Source organism: Pseudomonas sp. OST1909 (genome assembly GCF_015277575.1).
Classification (GTDB): domain Bacteria; phylum Pseudomonadota; class Gammaproteobacteria; order Pseudomonadales; family Pseudomonadaceae; genus Aquipseudomonas; species Aquipseudomonas synxantha_A.
This window is the reverse complement of record NZ_CP063780.1, coordinates 5,291,614-5,309,437: the sequence shown is the minus strand read 5'-3', so window position 1 is coordinate 5,309,437 and position 17,824 is coordinate 5,291,614. Positions and strand designations below refer to the sequence as shown.

The following is a 17,824-nucleotide window of genomic DNA, read 5'->3' as shown; positions in this document are numbered from 1 at the left end:
GATTTGACTTGCTCCCGATGAGGCCAGAACAGTCACTACCTCTCTAAACCCTGGCGCCGACCTCACGGGCACTGACCAACCGCTCCAACGCCTCACCCAGCCCAGAGGCCTTGTCACCAATCAACAAGTGCCAAACACCGCTCTCAAGCTGACTCACACCTTGGCAACCGAGTGCAGTGAGCTGAGCTTCAGACAACCCCGAATCATCCCCCAACTCCACCCGCAACCGGGTCATCGCCACCGCTCCTAGTTGGCGTACATTCCCTCGGCCACCCAGAGCATTCAGCCATTTTTCGGCCTCTTGCACATTCACCGTCACGGGCTTATCCCCAGGTGCAACTGCTACAGGTGCTGTGGCAACAAACCCCGGCATCGCCAAGCGAATTTCATCGGCAATGCTATCGGCCATCGGCCCAACCACCACCTGCAAACTACCGCCGTTACCCGGGCGCACTACAGCCATGGCGCCCAGTGCTTTCAGTTCAGCATCCACCGCCTTGTTGCGATCCACCATGTCCAAGCGCAGCCGCGTGGTGCAGGCACCCACACTCAGCAGATTCTCAGCACCACCCAGCGCCTGGATATATGCCGTGGCACGCTGGTTATCACTCATCGCTTCAGCCTGCACCACCTGGATATCTTCACGCCCCGGTGTCTTGAGGTTGAAGCGGCGGATGCAGTAGCTGAACACCGTGTAGTAGATCACCGAGTAGGCCAGGCCCACCGGTACCACCAGCCAGCCATTGGTGGACTTGCCCCAACCCAGCACCATGTCGATAAACCCACCGGAGAAGGTAAAGCCGAGGTGGATATTCAACATATTGGTAACAGCCATCGACAGGCCCGTCAGCACGGCGTGGATCAGGTACAGGAACGGTGCCAGGAACATGAAGGCAAATTCAATCGGCTCGGTCACCCCGGTCAAGAATGACGTCAGCGCCATGGACAGGAAGATCCCGCCCATCACTTTGCGCCGCTCAGGCAACGCATTGCGGTACATCGCCAGGCACGCAGCCGGCAGGCCGAACAGCATCACCGGGAACATGCCGGTCATGAACTGGCCGCCTTTCGGGTCGCCGGCAAAGTAGCGGGTCAGGTCGCCGGTCACCACCGCGCCGGTTGCCGGGTCGGTAAACGTGCCGAACACGAACCACGCCATGTTGTTGAGGATGTGGTGCAATCCGGTGACGATCAGCAGGCGGTTGAACACGCCAAACACGAACGCACCCAGACTGCCGCTTTCCATCAGCAACACGCCAAAGCTGTTGATGCCGTGCTGGATCGGCGGCCAGATCAGGCCGAAGATCACGCCCAGGCCCACCGCCGAAAAACCGGTGACAATCGGCACAAAGCGTCGCCCACCAAAGAATGCCAGGTACTCCGGCAGCTTGATGTCCTTGAAGCGGTTATACAGCCCGCCCGCCATCAGGCCACTGGCGATACCGGCGAGCATGCCCATGTTAATGGACGTGTCCATCACCTTGAGCGTGGAGATCATCACCAGGTAGCCAATCGCCCCCGCCAGGCCGGCCGTGCCGTTGTTGTCGCGGGCAAAGCCCACGGCGATGCCGATGGCGAAGATCAGCGCCAGGTTGGCGAAGATCGCCTGCCCGGCATCGTGCATCACCGCGATGTTGAGCAAGTCGGTGTCGCCCAGGCGCAGCAAGAGGCCGGCGATTGGCAGGATCGCAATCGGCAGCATCAGCGCGCGGCCCAGGCGTTGCAGGCCTTCGATAAAGTGTTGGTACATGGCGTGTCTCCCTATTCTTGTTGTTTTCAGCTCAGCGGCCAGTGGTGTTGACAGGCTTGGCGAACGGCCTTGGCGCTGCTCAGGTCGAGCAGCTCAAGGCTCAGTTGCCGGCATTGCGCCGCGTCCAGGTGGCGGACGCGGTCCTTGATTTCGCCGATCTGCGGCGGGCTTACCGACAGTTCGCTGACCCCCAGGCCGACCAGTACCGGCGTGGCCAGTGGGTCAGATGCCAAGGCACCGCACACGCCGACCCAGCGACCATGCTTGGCCGCCCCGGTGCAAGTCTGGGCAATCAACCGCAGCAGTGCCGGGTGCAGGGCGTCGACCCGGGCGGCCAGGCCTGCGTGGTCGCGGTCCATGGCCAGGGTGTATTGGGACAGGTCATTGGTGCCGATGGACAAGAAGTCAGCATGTTTGGCCAACTGCTCGGCCATCAGCGCGGCGGCGGGCACTTCGATCATCACGCCCAGCTCGGGGCGCTGCGTCAGCTCCAGCTCCACGCACAGTTCATCCAGGCGCTGGCGAATCTGCAGCAATTCATCCACCTCGCTGACCATCGGCAGCAGGATGCGGCAGCGCGCCAGTGGCGAGATTTGCAACAGGGCGCGCAGTTGCTGGTCGAGCAGTTCCGGGCGCACCTGGGCCATGCGAATACCGCGCAGGCCCAGCACCGGGTTGGCCTCGACAGGCAGCGGCAGGTAGTCGAGCTGCTTGTCGCCGCCCACATCGATGGTGCGGATGATCACCGACTTGTCGCCCATGGCATCCAGCACGGCCTGATAAGCCTGGCGTTGTTCCTGCTCATCCGGCGCGGTACGGCGGTCGACGAAGAGGAATTCGGTGCGCAGCAGGCCGACGCCGTCGGCGCCGTTGTCAAACGCCACTTGGGCTTCGGCGCTGGAGGCGACATTCGCCGCGACTTCAACCGTCACGCCATCGGTGGTGCATGCCGGTTGCCGGGCTTGGGCCTGTTGCTGCTGGCGTCGTAATTTCTGTGTTTCGCGAATCTGGTGAACTTCGGCGTGACGTGCATCGCTGGGCGCCAGTTCCAGACGGCCGTTGGCGGCATCGAGCACCACCCGCTGGCCTTGGGGTACGTCGAGCACTTCATTGCCCAGGGCGACGAGGCACGGCAGGCCTTTGCCCCGGGCCAAAATCGCCACATGGGAGGTCGCACCGCCTTCGGCCATGCAGATGCCCGCGGCCTGTTGCGCGCTCAGTTGCAGCAAGTCCGAAGGCGTCAGCTCATGGGCGCTGACAATCGCCCCCGCCGGCAATTCGAAATGCCAGGCTTCACCCAGCAACGCACGCAGCACCCGTTGTTGAAGGTCTCGCAGGTCATTGGCGCGCTCGGCAAACAGCGGCTTGCCCAACGCCAGCAGTACGGCGCATTGGGCCTGGATCGCATCACGCCAGGCATGGGTGGCGGCGCTGCCTTGTTCGATGGCGGCGGTGGCTGCGTCGAGTAATGCCGGGTCTTCCAGCAGGGCGAGGTGGGCGGCGAAGATCTCTTCTTCTTCGACATTCTTGCGTTGGCGCGCCTGGTCCAGCGTGTTGCGGATTTCGCCGCGCACTTGGTCAAGGGCGGCATTCAGGCGTTGCAGTTGTTCGTCGACGCTATGATTGCCGCTGTCCTGCGGCAGCTCGATGCCCGTCAGGCGGAACAATGGCCCACATACCAGACCGGGTGCCGCGCATACGCCTTGCAGCACATTGGCTTCGGTATTCGCCCGGCGTGGCGCGGCAACGACCGGCGCGTGATGCTCCTCGTGGATCGCCACGGACAGCGCGGCGACCAGTGCCTGTAACGCCGCCTCGCCATCCTTGCCACGACAGGTCACCCGTACCTCGTCACCTTCGCCAATACCCAACCCCATCAGGCCGATCAGGCTGTCGCAAGCCGCGGTCTTATCACCGAAGTGCAGCTGCGATTGGCTGCTGAAGCCCTGGGCAGTCTTGCGGATCAGCGCGGCAGGGCGCGCATGCAAGCCGCCACGATGGGTGATGCGTACCGTGGCGCTCACTTCTGCGACCGAGTTATCCACAGCGGTTTGAACCGGCGCGGATGTGCGCAGGGCAATCCGCATCAGTGATTCACCGAGCTTCACGGTCTTGCTCGCGATGGGTTGCAGCTCGAAGCGGTCACTGTTGGTCAGGATGATCAGGCTCACCAGGCTTTTGCACTGGCGCGCAATGCGGTCCAGATCAAACTGCACCAACGGCTGGCCCTCGCTCACCCGTGCGCCATCCTTCACCAGCAAGGCAAAGCCTTCGCCATTGAGCTCCACGGTGTCGATGCCCACGTGCATCAGCACTTCGGCACCGTTGTCGGCGCGGATGGTCAATGCATGACCGGTGCGGGCGACATGGATGATCACGCCGTCACAGGGCGCGTGCAGGCAATCGTTCAACGGGTCGATGGCAATCCCGTCGCCCATGGCGCCGCTGGCGAACACTTCGTCGGGGACGCTGTTCAGGGCCAGCACCGGCCCACTCAAGGGGGCGCTTAAGGTCAATGGATTATTGTTGTTGGGCATGGGCACGGTACTCATCAGGAAAACGCCGCTTTAGTGCGTGCGGGTGACTTTGCTCAGGTGGCGCGGCTGGTCCGGGTTCATGCCCCGTGCCTCAGCCAGGCCGGCGGCCATCACGTAGAAGCTCTGGATTGTCAGGATCGGGTCCAGGCTCGGATGTTCGGCGCGACTAAGGGTCAGGTCGCGTTCGGCGATATCGTCCGGTGCGGCCAGCAGCACGCGGGCGCCGCGTTGGCGCATATCGGCGGCCAGGCTCAACAGGCCGGGCTGCTCGGCGCCGCGTGGGGCGAACACCAGTAGCGGGTAGTTTTCGTCGATCAAGGCCATCGGCCCGTGGCGCACCTCTGCGCTGCTGAAGGCTTCGGCCTGGATCGCCGAAGTTTCCTTGAGCTTGAGCGCAGCTTCCTGGGCGATGGCAAACCCGGCGCCGCGGCCGATTACCATCAATTGCTGGCAGTCGCGCAGGGCCTCGATGGCTTGGGTCCAATCCTGCCGGGCGGCTTCACGCAAACCGTCGGGCAGCGCCTGGCAGGCCTGGAGCAACTCGGTTTCCTGGTTCCAGTGGCCGATCAATTGCGCGCTGGCGCTGAGGGTGGCGATAAAACTCTTGGTCGCGGCCACGCTTTGTTCCGGCCCGGCGCACAGTGGCACGTGGAATTCACAGGCGGCTTCCAGCGGCGAGTCTTCGGCGTTCACCAGCGAGATGCTCAGGGCGCCGCGCTTGCGCAGCAGTCGCAGGCTGTTGACCAGGTCCGGGCTCTGCCCCGACTGGGAGAACCCAAACGCCACCTGGCCGCTGACTTTCATCGGTGCCTGCAACAGGGTCACCACCGACATTGGCAACGACGCCACCGGGATGCCCACATGCTGCATGGCCAGGTAGGCGAAGTAGCTGGCGGCGTGGTCGGAGCTGCCGCGGGCAATGGTCATCGCCACTTGCGGCGGCTGGCGACGCAGGCGACCGGCGATTTCTTCCAACTGCGGGTTCAGGCGTTGCAGTTGTGCCGCGACGGCGTCGCAGGAGGCCAGGGCCTCTTCAAGCATTTTTGAAGTCAATGGTTTCTCCTTCGACCATTACGTCGGTGAGTGTCAGGGAGCGGTCCAGGCGCACGCAGTCGGCATAGCTGCCCGGTTGCAGGCGGCCGCGTTCTTCCAGGCCCAGGTAGTCCGCAGGAAATTGCGACAGGCGCTGTGAGGCTTCACTGATGGGCAGGCCGATTTTCACCAGGTTGCGCAGCGCCTGGTCCATGGTCAGGGTGCTGCCGGCCAGGGTGCCGTCGGCCAGGCGTACGCCACCCAGGCATTTGGTCACTGTGTGGCTGCCCAGCTTGTATTCGCCGTCGGGCATGCCGGCGGCGGCGGTGGAGTCAGTGACGCAGTACAGGCACGGGATCGAACGCAAGGCCACGCGCATGGCGCCGGGGTGTACGTGGAGCAGGTCCGGGATCAGCTCGGCGTATTGGGCGTGGGCCAGCGCGGCGCCGACGATGCCCGGCTCGCGGTGGTGCAGCGGGCTCATGGCGTTGTACAAATGGGTGAAGCTGGTGGCGCCGGCGGCGAGGGCGGCGACGCCTTCTTCATAGCTGCCCAGGGTGTGGCCGATCTGCATGCGCACGCCGCGTTGGCTGAGGGCGCGGATCAGGCCGTCATGGCCGGCAATTTCCGGGGCGATGGTGATCACTCGGATCGGCGCCAGGCGCAGGTAGTCTTCGACTTCGGCCATCAATGCGGTGTGGGCGAAGTTGGGTTGGGCGCCGAGTTTGCCCGGGTTGATGTAGGGGCCTTCCAGGTGCACGCCCAGTACCCGGGCGCTACCTGTCGGGCGTTGCTCGCAGAACCTGCCGAGTTCACCGAGGACGCTGGTGATTTCTTCCACCGGCGCCGTCATGGTGGTGGCCAATAGCGAGGTGGTCCCAAAACGCACGTGGGTGCGGGTAATGGTCTCGAAGGCCTGCGCCCCTTCCATGATGTCGGCACCGCCACCGCCGTGTACATGCAGGTCGATAAAGCCTGGCAGCAGGTAGGGCAGGTCGTTGTCAGCCGGGTCGCAAGGCGTGCCTTCGATGGCAACCACCTTGCCGTGTTCGTGCACCAGGCGGCCGCGCATCCAGCCGCTGGGCGTGAGGATATTGTCTTCTGACATGGGCAGTTCTCTAAATTCGCAATTCGGCGGAGTAGTCATGACGGCGCAGCTCTGCGACAAAGTCGTAGTAGTCGTTGCGGCAGTAGGTGTCGGTGATTTCAATCGGCGTGTTGTCGGCGGTGTAGCCCACGCGGGTCATCAGCAGCATGGCGGTGCCGGGGGCGATGCCGACCAGCTTGGCGAACTCGTCCGAGGCGTTGATCGCCTGGATATGTTGCAGGGCGCGCACGATGGGCTTGCCGATGCCTTCCAGGTATTCGTACAGCGAATTGCCGATGGCTTGCGGGTGTGGCAACACCGAGGCGGGCATGGCGGTCATTTCAATCGCCATCACCGTGTCATCGGCTTTGCGCAGACGCTTGAGGCGCGCCACTTTGTCGGTAGGCGACAGGCACAGGCGGATCAGCTCTTCGTGGGTCGGCGGGGTGATGTCGCGCTCCAGCCACTGGGAGGTGGGCACAAAGCCCTTGAGCCGCAGCATTTCGCTGAACCCCGACAAGCGCGACAAGGGTTGTTCCAGGCGCGGCGTGATAAAGGTGCCGGAGCCCTGGCTGCGGCGGATCAGGCCTTGGGCAAGCAACACTTCCAGCGCTTTACGGGCAGTGACCCGCGAGATGCTCAACTGCTCGCTGAGCGCACGCTCCGAGGGCAGGGCCTGCTCGGATTTCCACTGGCCGGCATGGATCGCCGCTTCAAGGCTGCGAGCCAGTTGCAGGTACAGCGGCGTGGATTGCTTGTCGTCGGGGCGCAGGGCCAGGATGGGATTCATCTGTCAGGTTTCCGATGCGTTATTGGAGTGTTGTCGCCCGGTAATGGCCGGAAATTAATACCACTTAAATACCATGTCAATGCTACCAAAACGGTGCAAGCCCCGGTTTCAGGGCTCTTTAATGGGGCTTGGTATCAAGTGGTATTAGAGAGGTCTTTGTGTCGCGCACAAGTGCACTGTCCCGCGCGGTGAACTGGTATTCACCGGCAGGCGCTGCTGGAGGCAGGAATTATTTTCGAATTAATTTACGAACGGTACGAGATTACGGCCGGATCTCGATCAGGGTGCCGTCCTTGACCAGGTTCCAGACTTCACGCATATCCACATTACGCATGCCGATGCAGCCGTCGGTCCAGTCCAGGGTGTGGAACCACTGTTCCGGGTAGTCTTCGGTGTCGGGCGTGCCGTGGATCATGATCATGCTGCCCGGTTTCACCCCTTCGCGGCGGGCGCGGGCGGCGTCGCTGATGTTCGGGTAGGAGATGTGCATGGCCAGGTTGAAGCGGTCGCTGGTCTTGCGCCAGTCGATCCAGTAGAAACCCTCGGGGGTACGGCGGTCGCCTTCGATCAGCTTGTGGCCCTTGGGGTTCTTGCCCAGGGAAATGCGGTAGGTCTTGAACGGTTTGCCGTCGTTGATCAATTGCAGCTGATGAGCGGACTTGAGCACCAGGACTTTTTCGACCGGTTTGCCGCCCAGGGTGATTTGGGTTGCGGCTGGCGACAGCGTGGCGAACGACAGGCAGATCAGAGCAAGCAACCAGCGCATTGAAACGGTATCCCTTTGGCGACAATCGGCCGGCTTGTTATTGGGCGGGCTTGGACAGCGGTGGCACGGACTCGCTACGTACCGGGTACACCTGTTGGCGACGGTCAGCGAAAAAGCATTCTAAGGTACGTCCGACCGTGCGGAAAGCCAGCTCGGACCAAGGGATATCAGCTTCATCGAACAGCTTCACTTCCAGGCTTTCCGGGCCTGCGGCAAAGTCCAGGTCGATCAGCTCGGCGCGGTAGAAAATATGCACCTGGCTGATGTGCGGCACATCGATCAGGGTATAGATGTTCAGGTTACGCACCCGGGCGCAGGCTTCTTCCAGGGTTTCACGCATGGCCGCCTGTTCCACGGTCTCGCCGTTTTCCATAAAGCCTGCGGGCAGGGTCCAGTAACCCAGGCGTGGCTCGATGGCGCGGCGGCACAGCAACACTTTGTCGCCCCACACCGGTACGGTACCGGCGACGATATTGGGGTTCTGGTAATGAATGGTCGAGCAGTGATCGCATACATAACGCAGGCGTGCGTCGCCTTCGGGAATGCGTTGGGTCACCGGTTTGCCGCACTGGCTGCAGAAATTCATGCTGGGGTTCCTGAACAATGGGCACATCTTGGCTTGGTGCCGGGCGTTCCTGCAAGTTGTCGTTTAGCGACAGCCCTGCGGTTTTGGGGTTGGGCGCGTTCACGCTTTGGTGCATGATGCAAGGTAGCCAACAGACCGAGATGACTCATGCTGGACGAGCTACTTCGCCGGGTAAGCAATCACACCCCTCACCTGCTTGAGACTGACGGGCGTTTCCCCGAGGCCGCGGTGCTGGTACCGATTACCCGCAGTGATGAACCCGAGCTGATCCTGACCCTGCGCGCCAGCGGCCTGTCGACCCATGGTGGCGAAGTGGCCTTTCCTGGCGGGCGGCGTGACCCTGAAGACCCGGACCTGATCTTTACCGCCTTGCGCGAAGCCGAAGAAGAAATCGGCCTGCCGCCGGGGCTGGTTGAGGTCATTGGCCCGTTGAGCCCGCTGATTTCCCTGCATGGCATCCGCGTAACGCCCTATGTGGGCGTGATCCCTGACTACGTCGAATACCTGGCCAACGACGCCGAAATCGCCGCAGTCTTCAGTGTGCCCCTGGAGTTTTTCCGACAGGACCCACGCGAGCATACCCACCGCATCGATTACCAGGGCCGAAGTTGGTATGTGCCCAGCTACCGCTTCGGCGAATACAAGATCTGGGGCCTGACGGCGATCATGATCGTCGAGCTGATCAATCTGCTCTATGACGACGCCAAGATCAGCCTGCACCAGCCGCCCAAGAGTTTTATCAATATCTAAGCCATCGCATGAATGGCAAGCCGTGAGGGAAAACCATGAAATACCGCCTGGGCGACGCCCGTGTCGAGACCCATCCCAACAGTTGGGTCGCACCCAATGCCACGCTGGTGGGCAAGGTCAAGCTGGAGGAGGGCGCCAACGTCTGGTTCAACGCGGTGTTGCGCGGCGATAACGAACTGATCCTGATCGGCAAGAACAGCAACGTGCAGGACGGCAGCGTGATGCACACCGACATGGGCTATCCGCTTACCCTCGGCACTGGCGTGACCATCGGCCATAACGCCATGCTGCACGGCTGCAGCGTCGACGACTACAGCTTGATCGGCATCAACGCCGTGATCCTCAACGGCGCCAAGATCGGCAAACATTGCATCATCGGCGCCAATTCGCTGATCGGCGAAGGTAAGGAAATTCCCGATGGTTCGCTGGTGATGGGCTCGCCGGGCAAGGTGGTACGTGAGCTGACCGAGGCGCAGAAACGCATGCTCGAAGCCAGTGCCGCGCACTATGTGCATAATTCGCAGCGCTATGCCCGAGACTTGGTTGAGCAGGAAGAATGAGTGCGGTTGAACGGCCTGTAGCCTCGCCATGCGTGAGTATCTGCGCGTTGGATGAGGACGATATCTGTACCGGTTGCCAGCGTAGCGTGGACGAGATTACGCGTTGGAGCCGCATGGATAACGCCGAGCGCCGGGTGGTGTTGGGGTTGTGTCATGAGCGGGCGGTGGCGGGTGGGTTGGTGTTTATGGCTTCTGGTAAATCCGGTGCCTGAACCACCGCTATCGCAGGCAAGCCAGCTCCCACCCTTGATGTGTGAATGCGTTCAAATGTGGGAGCTGGCTTGCCTGCGATGAGGCCCTGCCAGACGACATCCTTGTAATTGTGTACCCTGTGCGGCATTACCCACAGGTCCATCCCCATGTTTTTCCTGATCGCCTACATCAGCAGCGTCGTGCTGATCAACTTCGCCTTCTCCACCGCCCCGCACCTGGATGTCATCTGGTCCGCCTGGGGTGGCCTGGTATTTATCCTGCGCGACATGGTGCAAACCCGCTTCGGCCACGGCGCGATCATCGCCATGCTGGCGGCGCTGGTGCTTTCGTATATCACTTCCGACCCGTCCATCGCCCTGGCCAGTGCTACGGCGTTCGCGGTGTCCGAGTGCATCGACTGGCTGGTGTTCAGCATCACCAAACGCCCGCTGCATGATCGCCTGTGGATAAGTTCGGCACTGAGTATTCCCCTCGATACCTTTATTTTCTTCGGCTTGATCGGCGCGCTCACACCGGCGGTGGCGGGCACGGCGTTGGTGTCTAAATTTGCCGGTGTCACCGTGGTCTGGCTGATCATGGCCTGGCGCATCCGCCGCCGCACCATCGCCAACTGAGGCCAATTTTTACAGTTCATGTAAAATGCCGGCCTTTCTCCCCCATGATCCGCTCCCCTGAGGACCTGAGATGACCCGAATCGGAACTCCATTGTCGCCAACCGCGACCCGCGTTTTGCTGTGTGGCTGCGGTGAGCTGGGCAAGGAAGTGGTGATCGAACTGCAACGCCTGGGTGTTGAAGTGATCGCCGTGGATCGCTACGCCAACGCGCCGGCCATGCAGGTGGCGCACCGTAGCCACGTGATCAACATGCTCGACGGTGCGGCGCTGCGTGCAGTCATCGAGGCGGAGAAGCCGCACTTCATCGTGCCGGAAATCGAAGCCATCGCCACCGCCACTCTGGTGGAATTGGAGGCTGAAGGCTTCACGGTTATCCCGACCGCCCGCGCCACGTCGTTGACCATGAACCGTGAGGGCATCCGTCGTCTGGCCGCCGAAGAACTGGACCTGCCGACCTCGCCGTACCACTTTGCCGACACCTTCGAAGACTACAGCAAGGCCGTCCAGGACCTGGGCTTCCCCTGCGTGGTCAAGCCGGTGATGAGTTCGTCGGGCAAGGGCCAGAGCCTGTTGCGCAGCACTGATGACGTGCAGAAAGCCTGGGATTACGCCCAGGAAGGCGGGCGTGCCGGTAAGGGTCGAGTCATTATCGAAGGCTTTATCGATTTCGACTACGAAATTACCCTGCTGACCGTGCGCCACATTGGCGGCACCACCTTCTGCGCGCCGGTTGGCCATCGTCAGGAGAAGGGCGACTATCAGGAGTCCTGGCAGCCACAGGCCATGAGCCCGATCGCCCTGGCCGAATCCGAGCGCGTTGCCAAGGCGGTAACCGAAGCCCTGGGCGGCCGTGGTCTGTTTGGTGTGGAGTTGTTCATCAAGGGCGATCAGGTGTGGTTCAGCGAAGTGTCGCCGCGCCCACATGACACCGGTTTGGTCACACTGATTTCTCAGGACCTGTCGCAGTTCGCGCTGCACGCTCGCGCCATCCTGGGCTTGCCAATTCCGTTGATCCGTCAGTTCGGGCCTTCGGCATCGGCGGTGATCCTGGTGGAAGGGCAGTCGACCCAGACGGCGTTTGCCAACCTCGGCGTTGCATTGAGCGAGCCGGACACGGCGTTGCGCCTGTTTGGCAAGCCGGAAGTGAATGGCCAGCGCCGTATGGGTGTGGCACTGGCGCGGGATGAGTCGATTGAGGCTGCACGGGCTAAAGCTACCCGCGCTTCGAAGGCTGTTGTTGTAGAGCTCTAAAACCGCGTCGCGTCTATCGCAGGCAAGCCAGCTCCCACATTTGATTGGGTTCACATAGTTTGATGTGTGAATGCTTTCTAATGTGGGAGCTGGCTTGCCTGCGATAGCGGTCTATCAGGCGACCTTGTTCAAATCATTATCCCGCGTCTCTTTAAGGCACAGCACCGCAATCAAACTCAACAACGCTGCCGCCGACACATACCCACCGACATAGCTGAGCCCACCCATCGCCACCAGCTTGGTCGCGAAGAACGGTGCTGCAGACGCCCCGACAATCCCACCCAGGTTATACGCCGCCGAAGCACCGGTATAACGCACACGCGTCGGGAACAACTCCGGCAGCAGGGCGCCCATCGGTGCGAAGGTCACACCCATCAGAAACAGCTCCAACGCCAGGAACAGCGCCACGGCCCAGGTCGAGCCGTGGGTCAGCAGTGGCTCCATGGTAAAGCCCGAGAGAATCGCCAGGATCGCCCCAACGATCAGCACCGGCTTACGTCCATAACGATCACTGGCCAGCGCTGCCAGCGGCGTCGCCAAGCCCATGAACAGCACGGCAAAGCACAGTAAGCCGAGGAACGTCTCGCGGCTGTAGCCCAGTGTGGAAACGCCGTAGCTCAGGGAAAACGCCGTGGTGATGTAGAACAGCGCGTAGCACACCACCATCGACGCAGCGCCCAGTAGCACCGGCAGCCAATGCTGGCTGAACAGTTCCACCAGTGGCACCTTCACCGGTGCTTCTTTGGCTACGGAGTTGGCGAACACTGGGGTTTCATGCAGCTTCAGGCGTGCATACAGGCCCACCATCACCAGTGCGGCGCTGAGAATGAACGGAATACGCCAGCCCCAGCTACGGAACTGCTCGTCATTCAGGCTCATGGCCAGGATCAGGAATAAACCGTTGGCCGCCAGAAAGCCAATCGACGGGCCCAGTTGCGGGAACATGCCGAACCAGGCGCGCTTGCCCTTGGGCGCGTTCTCGGTCGCCAGCAATGCCGCGCCGCCCCATTCCCCGCCAAGGCCCAGGCCCTGGCCGAAGCGTAATACGCACAACAGAATCGGTGCCCAGGCGCCGATGCTGTCATAGCCTGGCAGCAAGCCGATCAAGGTGGTGCACACACCCATCAACAGCAGCGAGGCCACCAGAGTGGATTTGCGCCCGATGCGGTCGCCGAAATGGCCGAACAGCGCCGAGCCCAGCGGGCGTGCGATAAAGGCGATGCCAAAGGTCAGGAACGACGCCAGCATCTGCGCCGTACCGGAGCTCTGGGGAAAGAACACCGGGCCGATCACCAGCGCAGCAGCCGTGGCGTAGATATAGAAGTCGTAGAACTCGATGGCGGTGCCGACGATGCTCGCCGTGGCGACGCGGGCGGTCGAATTGGTCGGCGCGGCGGTCGCAGCCTCTTGGTAGGTGGTGCTCATGGCAGTATCCCTGACGGTCATTGCGCGTTTGGACGCGGATTATTATTGGTCGAACACCCATGGATCAGGGTTGTGCGCGGGGCGGCTCGGGATGGGAGCAAACACCGGTCGGACATGATAAAGCGGTGCCTGGACACGCTGAGTGCGGGTAGCACGCGGTCGGGCGGGGCTTGGGTAAGCCGCAGGGATTATAGGAAGGGGGCTAAGGATCCAACAAGGGGCTGGTGAGGATCTATGGCCTGGAACTGGATCAATGTGGGAGCTGGTTGAGCCTGCTGAGGTCAGGCGGCCACCGGCACATGGCTGGTATGCCAGATCAACACCTTGCTCACCCGGTTGTCCTCGGTTTCGAGGATTTCCAGGCGATAGCGGCCGATCTTCAGGCACACCGCGCAATCGGGGATGGTTTCCAGCGCTTCGGTCACCAGGCCGTTGAGGGTCTTGGGGCCGTCGCTGGGCAGGTGCCAGCCCAGGCTTTTGTTCAGTTCGCGGATCGAAGCGGCGCCGTCAATGATGTAGCGGCCATCGGGCTGGGCCTCGATGTGGGGGTTATCCACAGCCTGATCGCTTTCGAATTCGCCGACGATTTCTTCCAGGATATCTTCCAGGGTAACGATGCCCAGCACTTCGCCGTATTCGTCCACTACCATGCCCAGGCGCCGCTGTTGCTTGTGGAAGTTAAGCAGCTGCAGCTGTAGAGGCGTGCTTTCCGGGACGAAGTAGGGTTCGTGACAGGCAGCGAGCAGCGCCTCTTTTGTCAGGCTTGCGTCGGGGAGCAGATGCTGGACCTGGCGCGTGTTGAGCACCGCTTCGACCTGGTTGATATCACTGTGGAACACCGGCAGGCGCGTGCGTTGGGAACTGCGCAGCTGCTCGATGATCTCGTCGATCGAGTCATCCAGGTTGATGCCATCCACTTCACTGCGGGGCACCAGGATGTCGTTGACGGTGATGTTATCCAGCGCGTGGATGCCGGGCATACCGGGCGCACGGTCTTCGTCGGCCTCGGGCGGGGCTTGGTCGTCATGGTCCGGCAGCGGCTCATCACTGTTTTTCACCACGCCGGATTTGCGCGCGAACGGGCGCAGCAGCAACAGGCTGATGCCGTTGAGCAGCCAGGCCAGCGGGTAGAGGATTTTCAGCGGCACGCCCAGCAGGGCGTTACCGAAACCCAACACCGCTTGCGGATGGCGGGTGGCCAGGATGCGAGGCAGGTAGTCGGCGAGAATCAGCAGCAGTGCACAAGAGATCAGCCAACCCAGCCATGGGCCGTTCTGCGCCCAGGCATAGATTGCCAGCAGCGTGCAAAGGATCACCACGGCGGCGCGGCACAGGCTGTTGCACAGGATCAGGCTATGGCGCGGAAAGCTCAGGCGTGCGGCAGCCTTGTCGCCCTGACGGGTACCGGGGCGCAGGGCCAACAGATGCTGTTGTGCTGCTTCGATGGCGGTAAACAGCGCCGCCCATAAAATCAGCAAGGCAATGACGGCGAGCATCGGCTCCAAAGGCAAGTTATCCATGATCGCTGCCCGTCAGATATGCAGGATGTATTCGCGAACCAGCTTGCTGCCGAAATAGGCCAGCATCAGCAGGCAGAACCCGGCCAGGGTCCAGCGGATTGCCTTGTGCCCACGCCAGCCGAGGCGGTTGCGGCCCCACAGCAGCACGCTGAACACCACCCAGGCCAGGCACGCCAGCAGGGTCTTGTGCACCAGGTGCTGGGCGAACAGGTTCTCGACGAACAGCCAGCCGGAAATCAGCGACAGCGACAGCAGGGTCCAACCGGCCCACAGGAATCCGAACAGCAGGCTTTCCATGGTTTGCAATGGCGGGAAGTTCTTGATCAGCCCTGAGGGGTGCTTGTGCTTGAGCTGGTGATCCTGCAGCAGCAGGAGCAGGGCCTGGAACACCGCGATGGTGAACATGCCGTAGGCGAGGATCGACAACAGGATATGGGCAAGGATGCCGGGCTCCTCATCGATCACCTGTACGGTGCCGGTAGGGGTGAATTGCGCCAGCAATACCGTCAGCATTCCCAGGGGGAATAGCAGCACCAGCAGGTTCTCGACCGGAATGCGGTAGCAGGCCAGCAGCGTCAGTGCGATGACGGCCGCGGCGATCAGGCTGGCGGCGCTGAAAAAGTCCAGGCCCAGGCCCACCGGCGTCATCAGGTGAGTGAACAGGCTGGCGGCATGGGCCAGCAGGGCCAGCACGCCAAGGCCGACGAGCAGACGTTTGTCCGCTTTGGCGCCTTGGGCCAGACGAGTGCCCTGATAGAGAGTCGCAGCGGCATACAGAATGGCGGCGGCGAGGCTGGGTAGCAAACTGGGTGACAAGGGGAGCATAAATCCTGGTAGGCAAGCCCGAAAGGCGTTGAGTTTGGCACACACCTGCGCTGCAAGAAAGACTCCCGGGCCAGACAGCGGGTGTGCATGGACGCAGTCTTCGCTATAATCCGCGACCTGCCCACGCCGCAGGCTCGGCGAGCGCTGTTTTTAATAGCGATTGACCACAGCCTGGGCCGCCATTACCTCGGTCTACCTGCATTTCGATGAGTAGGGCCTGAAAGGATCGCGCATGTTTGAAAACTTGACTGACCGTCTCTCGCAGACGCTGCGCCACGTTACCGGCAAGGCCAAGCTGACCGAGGACAATATTAAAGACACCCTGCGTGAAGTGCGCATGGCGTTGCTGGAAGCCGACGTGGCCTTGCCGGTGGTGAAGGATTTCGTCAACTCGGTCAAAGAGCGCGCGGTCGGCACCGAAGTGTCCCGCAGCCTGACCCCGGGCCAGGCCTTCGTGAAGGTCGTCCAGGCCGAACTCGAAAGCCTGATGGGCGCGGCCAACGAAGACTTGAACCTCAGCGCTGTGCCGCCAGCCGTCGTATTGATGGCCGGCCTGCAAGGCGCGGGTAAGACCACCACCGCCGGCAAGCTGGCGCGCTTCCTTAAAGAGCGCAAGAAGAAATCCGTGATGGTGGTGTCGGCCGACGTGTACCGTCCGGCGGCCATCAAGCAGTTGGAAATGCTCGCGGGCGAAGTGGGTGTGACCTTCTTCCCGTCCGACCTGAGCCAGAAGCCGGTCGACATTGCCAACGCGGCTATTAAAGAAGCCAAGCTCAAGTTCATCGACGTGGTCATCGTCGATACCGCCGGTCGCCTGCACATCGACGAAGAGATGATGGGCGAGATCAAGGCGCTGCATGCCGCGATCAACCCGGTCGAAACCTTGTTCGTGGTCGATGCCATGACCGGTCAGGATGCGGCCAACACCGCCAAGGCCTTTGGTGACGCACTGCCGCTGACCGGCGTGATCCTCACCAAGGTCGACGGTGACGCCCGGGGCGGTGCCGCGCTGTCGGTACGTGCCATTACTGGCAAGCCGATCAAGTTCATCGGTATGGGCGAGAAGAGCGACGCGCTCGAACCGTTCCACCCCGAGCGTATTGCCTCGCGTATCCTCGGCATGGGTGACGTGCTCAGCCTGATCGAACAGGCCGAAGCCACGCTCGACAAGGACAAGGCCGACAAGCTGGCCAAGAAGCTGAAGAAGGGCAAGGGCTTCGACCTCGAAGACTTCCGTGACCAGTTGCAACAGATGAAGAACATGGGCGGCCTCGGCGGCCTGATGGACAAGCTGCCCAACATCGGTGGTGTGAACCTGGCGCAAATGGGCAATGCCCAGGGCGCGGCAGAGAAGCAGTTCAAGCAGATGGAAGCCATCATCAACTCCATGACCCCGGCCGAGCGCCGCGACCCTGAGCTGATCAGCGGTTCGCGCAAACGCCGGATCGCCATGGGTTCCGGTACCCAGGTGCAGGACATCGGTCGCTTGATCAAGCAGCACAAGCAGATGCAGAAGATGATGAAGAAATTCTCCGCCAAAGGTGGGATGGCCAAGATGATGCGCGGCATGGGCGGTATGTTGCCCGGCGGCGGCATGCCGAAAATGTAAAGTATTCGAGTGGGAGCCCAGCTCCTGCTCCGACCCACAGGGATGTGGGATCTCCAGCAAACCCGCCGTTGGCGGGGGCTGACTCGCCGTTTTAACCGACGGCTCTATAGCAGATCTGAATGGCACGCTGATAGGCGCCAGAAAAAGACATTTGCAAAAGTCCGGATATTCCTTAGAATATGCGGCCTTTCGGGCACCTATGCCCGCTGTGCATTTAGATTTGCAGCACCGACTACAGGAACGATGTTCACATGCTAACAATCCGTCTTGCCCTTGGCGGCTCCAAAAAGCGCCCGTTTTACCACTTGACCGTAACCGACAGCCGCAACCCGCGTGACGGTTCGCACAAGGAACAGGTTGGTTTCTTCAACCCTGTTGCTCGTGGTCAAGAAGTTCGTCTGTCCGTGAACCAAGAGCGCGTAGCCTACTGGCTGAGCGTTGGCGCACAGCCATCCGAGCGCGTTGCAAAACTGTTGAAGGACTCGGCTAAGGCCGCAGCCTGAGCAAT

17 protein-coding genes are annotated in these 17,824 nt (G+C 61.7%); 7 read left to right on the top strand and 10 right to left on the bottom strand.

All coding sequences use genetic code 11. The annotated features are described in order from the left end of the window. Positions 1–43 precede the first annotated feature (43 nt). The 7 genes from nagE to IH404_RS23055 form a co-directional block, all read right to left on the bottom strand. Complete coding sequence (gene nagE / locus IH404_RS23085; RefSeq protein ID WP_005791143.1) at positions 44–1,750, bottom strand: N-acetylglucosamine-specific PTS transporter subunit IIBC; 1,707 nt, start codon at positions 1,748–1,750, stop codon at positions 44–46. A 26-nt stretch (positions 1,751–1,776) separates the two neighbouring features. Next, positions 1,777–4,287, bottom strand: a complete 2,511-nt coding sequence (gene ptsP, locus IH404_RS23080) for a phosphoenolpyruvate--protein phosphotransferase (protein WP_194440706.1) — start codon at positions 4,285–4,287, stop codon at positions 1,777–1,779. 30 nt (positions 4,288–4,317) lie between these two features. Further along, entirely contained in the window at positions 4,318–5,340 is a 1,023-nt protein-coding gene (locus IH404_RS23075; protein WP_194439135.1) for an SIS domain-containing protein, read from the bottom strand. Further along, positions 5,321–6,427 (bottom strand): N-acetylglucosamine-6-phosphate deacetylase, encoded by a 1,107-nt coding sequence (gene nagA, locus IH404_RS23070; protein ID WP_194439133.1) that lies wholly within the window; start codon positions 6,425–6,427, stop codon positions 5,321–5,323. The genes IH404_RS23075 and nagA overlap by 20 nt, the downstream gene beginning before the upstream one ends. Before the next feature lie 10 nt (positions 6,428–6,437). Then, on the bottom strand, positions 6,438–7,196 hold the full coding sequence (locus IH404_RS23065) for a GntR family transcriptional regulator (protein WP_005791139.1): 759 nt from the start codon (positions 7,194–7,196) through the stop codon (positions 6,438–6,440). A gap of 262 nt (positions 7,197–7,458) precedes the next feature. After that, entirely contained in the window at positions 7,459–7,962 is a 504-nt protein-coding gene (locus tag IH404_RS23060) for a L,D-transpeptidase family protein (RefSeq protein WP_194439131.1), read from the bottom strand. Positions 7,963–7,999: 37 nt separating this feature from the next. After that, a complete protein-coding gene (locus tag IH404_RS23055; protein WP_005791137.1) occupies positions 8,000–8,548 on the bottom strand; it encodes an NUDIX hydrolase in 549 nt (182 codons plus the stop codon). Between the two features lie 147 nt (positions 8,549–8,695). Between IH404_RS23055 and IH404_RS23050 the strand changes: the two genes are divergently transcribed. The 5 genes from IH404_RS23050 to purT all read left to right on the top strand — a co-directional run bounded on the left by IH404_RS23050 (position 8,696) and on the right by purT (position 11,937). Beyond that, positions 8,696–9,298, top strand: coding sequence for a CoA pyrophosphatase (locus tag IH404_RS23050; protein ID WP_005791136.1), 603 nt, complete (start codon positions 8,696–8,698; stop codon positions 9,296–9,298). A gap of 35 nt (positions 9,299–9,333) precedes the next feature. Beyond that, positions 9,334–9,858 carry a gamma carbonic anhydrase family protein gene (locus tag IH404_RS23045; RefSeq protein ID WP_005791135.1) on the top strand — a complete coding sequence of 175 codons (525 nt, stop codon included), beginning with the start codon at positions 9,334–9,336 and terminating at the stop codon, positions 9,856–9,858. Then, positions 9,855–10,070 carry a DUF1289 domain-containing protein gene (locus IH404_RS23040; protein WP_005791133.1) on the top strand — a complete coding sequence of 72 codons (216 nt, stop codon included), beginning with the start codon at positions 9,855–9,857 and terminating at the stop codon, positions 10,068–10,070. The genes IH404_RS23045 and IH404_RS23040 overlap by 4 nt, the downstream gene beginning before the upstream one ends. A 147-nt stretch (positions 10,071–10,217) precedes the next feature. Beyond that, positions 10,218–10,685: a preQ0 transporter gene (locus IH404_RS23035; protein WP_005791131.1), complete on the top strand. Its 468-nt coding sequence runs from the start codon at positions 10,218–10,220 to the stop codon at positions 10,683–10,685. Positions 10,686–10,755: 70 nt separating this feature from the next. Then, positions 10,756–11,937, top strand: a complete 1,182-nt coding sequence (gene purT / locus IH404_RS23030) for a formate-dependent phosphoribosylglycinamide formyltransferase (protein WP_005791130.1) — start codon at positions 10,756–10,758, stop codon at positions 11,935–11,937. Between the two features lie 114 nt (positions 11,938–12,051). Here purT and IH404_RS23025 read toward each other — a convergent pair whose 3' ends face one another. The 3 genes from IH404_RS23025 to ccsA form a co-directional block, all read right to left on the bottom strand. Then, positions 12,052–13,362 carry an MFS transporter gene (locus IH404_RS23025; RefSeq protein ID WP_005791128.1) on the bottom strand — a complete coding sequence of 437 codons (1,311 nt, stop codon included), beginning with the start codon at positions 13,360–13,362 and terminating at the stop codon, positions 12,052–12,054. 281 nt (positions 13,363–13,643) lie between these two features. Next, complete coding sequence (locus tag IH404_RS23020) at positions 13,644–14,882, bottom strand: transporter associated domain-containing protein (protein WP_005791125.1); 1,239 nt, start codon at positions 14,880–14,882, stop codon at positions 13,644–13,646. A gap of 12 nt (positions 14,883–14,894) precedes the next feature. Then, entirely contained in the window at positions 14,895–15,698 is an 804-nt protein-coding gene (gene ccsA / locus IH404_RS23015; RefSeq protein WP_019817239.1) for a cytochrome c biogenesis protein CcsA, read from the bottom strand. A gap of 241 nt (positions 15,699–15,939) precedes the next feature. On the opposite strand from ccsA, the gene ffh reads away from it, so the two are divergent. Next, entirely contained in the window at positions 15,940–17,316 is a 1,377-nt protein-coding gene (ffh, locus tag IH404_RS23010; protein ID WP_017139724.1) for a signal recognition particle protein, read from the top strand. Positions 17,317–17,567: 251 nt separating this feature from the next. Next, the gene (rpsP, locus tag IH404_RS23005) at positions 17,568–17,819 is read left to right on the top strand and encodes a 30S ribosomal protein S16 (RefSeq protein ID WP_003175899.1); all 252 of its coding nucleotides are present in this window, start codon (positions 17,568–17,570) and stop codon (positions 17,817–17,819) included. Positions 17,820–17,824 lie beyond the last annotated feature (5 nt).

Excerpts from the sequence above, each read along its gene's own strand:
- ffh (WP_017139724.1), top strand. The coding sequence starts at position 15,940 with ATGTTTGAAAACTTGACTGACCGTCTCTCGCAGACGCTGCGCCACGTT.
- IH404_RS23045 (WP_005791135.1), top strand. The coding sequence starts at position 9,334 with ATGAAATACCGCCTGGGCGACGCCCGTGTCGAGACCCATCCCAACAGT.
- IH404_RS23050 (WP_005791136.1), top strand. The coding sequence starts at position 8,696 with ATGCTGGACGAGCTACTTCGCCGGGTAAGCAATCACACCCCTCACCTG.
- IH404_RS23035 (WP_005791131.1), top strand. The coding sequence starts at position 10,218 with ATGTTTTTCCTGATCGCCTACATCAGCAGCGTCGTGCTGATCAACTTC.
- IH404_RS23055 (WP_005791137.1), bottom strand. The coding sequence starts at position 8,548 with ATGAATTTCTGCAGCCAGTGCGGCAAACCGGTGACCCAACGCATTCCC.
- purT (WP_005791130.1), top strand. The coding sequence starts at position 10,756 with ATGACCCGAATCGGAACTCCATTGTCGCCAACCGCGACCCGCGTTTTG.
- IH404_RS23065 (WP_005791139.1), bottom strand. The coding sequence starts at position 7,196 with ATGAATCCCATCCTGGCCCTGCGCCCCGACGACAAGCAATCCACGCCG.
- nagA (WP_194439133.1), bottom strand. The coding sequence starts at position 6,427 with ATGTCAGAAGACAATATCCTCACGCCCAGCGGCTGGATGCGCGGCCGC.
- IH404_RS23025 (WP_005791128.1), bottom strand. The coding sequence starts at position 13,362 with ATGAGCACCACCTACCAAGAGGCTGCGACCGCCGCGCCGACCAATTCG.
- IH404_RS23040 (WP_005791133.1), top strand. The coding sequence starts at position 9,855 with ATGAGTGCGGTTGAACGGCCTGTAGCCTCGCCATGCGTGAGTATCTGC.
- IH404_RS23020 (WP_005791125.1), bottom strand. The coding sequence starts at position 14,882 with ATGGATAACTTGCCTTTGGAGCCGATGCTCGCCGTCATTGCCTTGCTG.
- IH404_RS23060 (WP_194439131.1), bottom strand. The coding sequence starts at position 7,962 with ATGCGCTGGTTGCTTGCTCTGATCTGCCTGTCGTTCGCCACGCTGTCG.
- rpsP (WP_003175899.1), top strand. The coding sequence starts at position 17,568 with ATGCTAACAATCCGTCTTGCCCTTGGCGGCTCCAAAAAGCGCCCGTTT.
- nagE (WP_005791143.1), bottom strand. The coding sequence starts at position 1,750 with ATGTACCAACACTTTATCGAAGGCCTGCAACGCCTGGGCCGCGCGCTG.
- ptsP (WP_194440706.1), bottom strand. The coding sequence starts at position 4,287 with ATGCCCAACAACAATAATCCATTGACCTTAAGCGCCCCCTTGAGTGGG.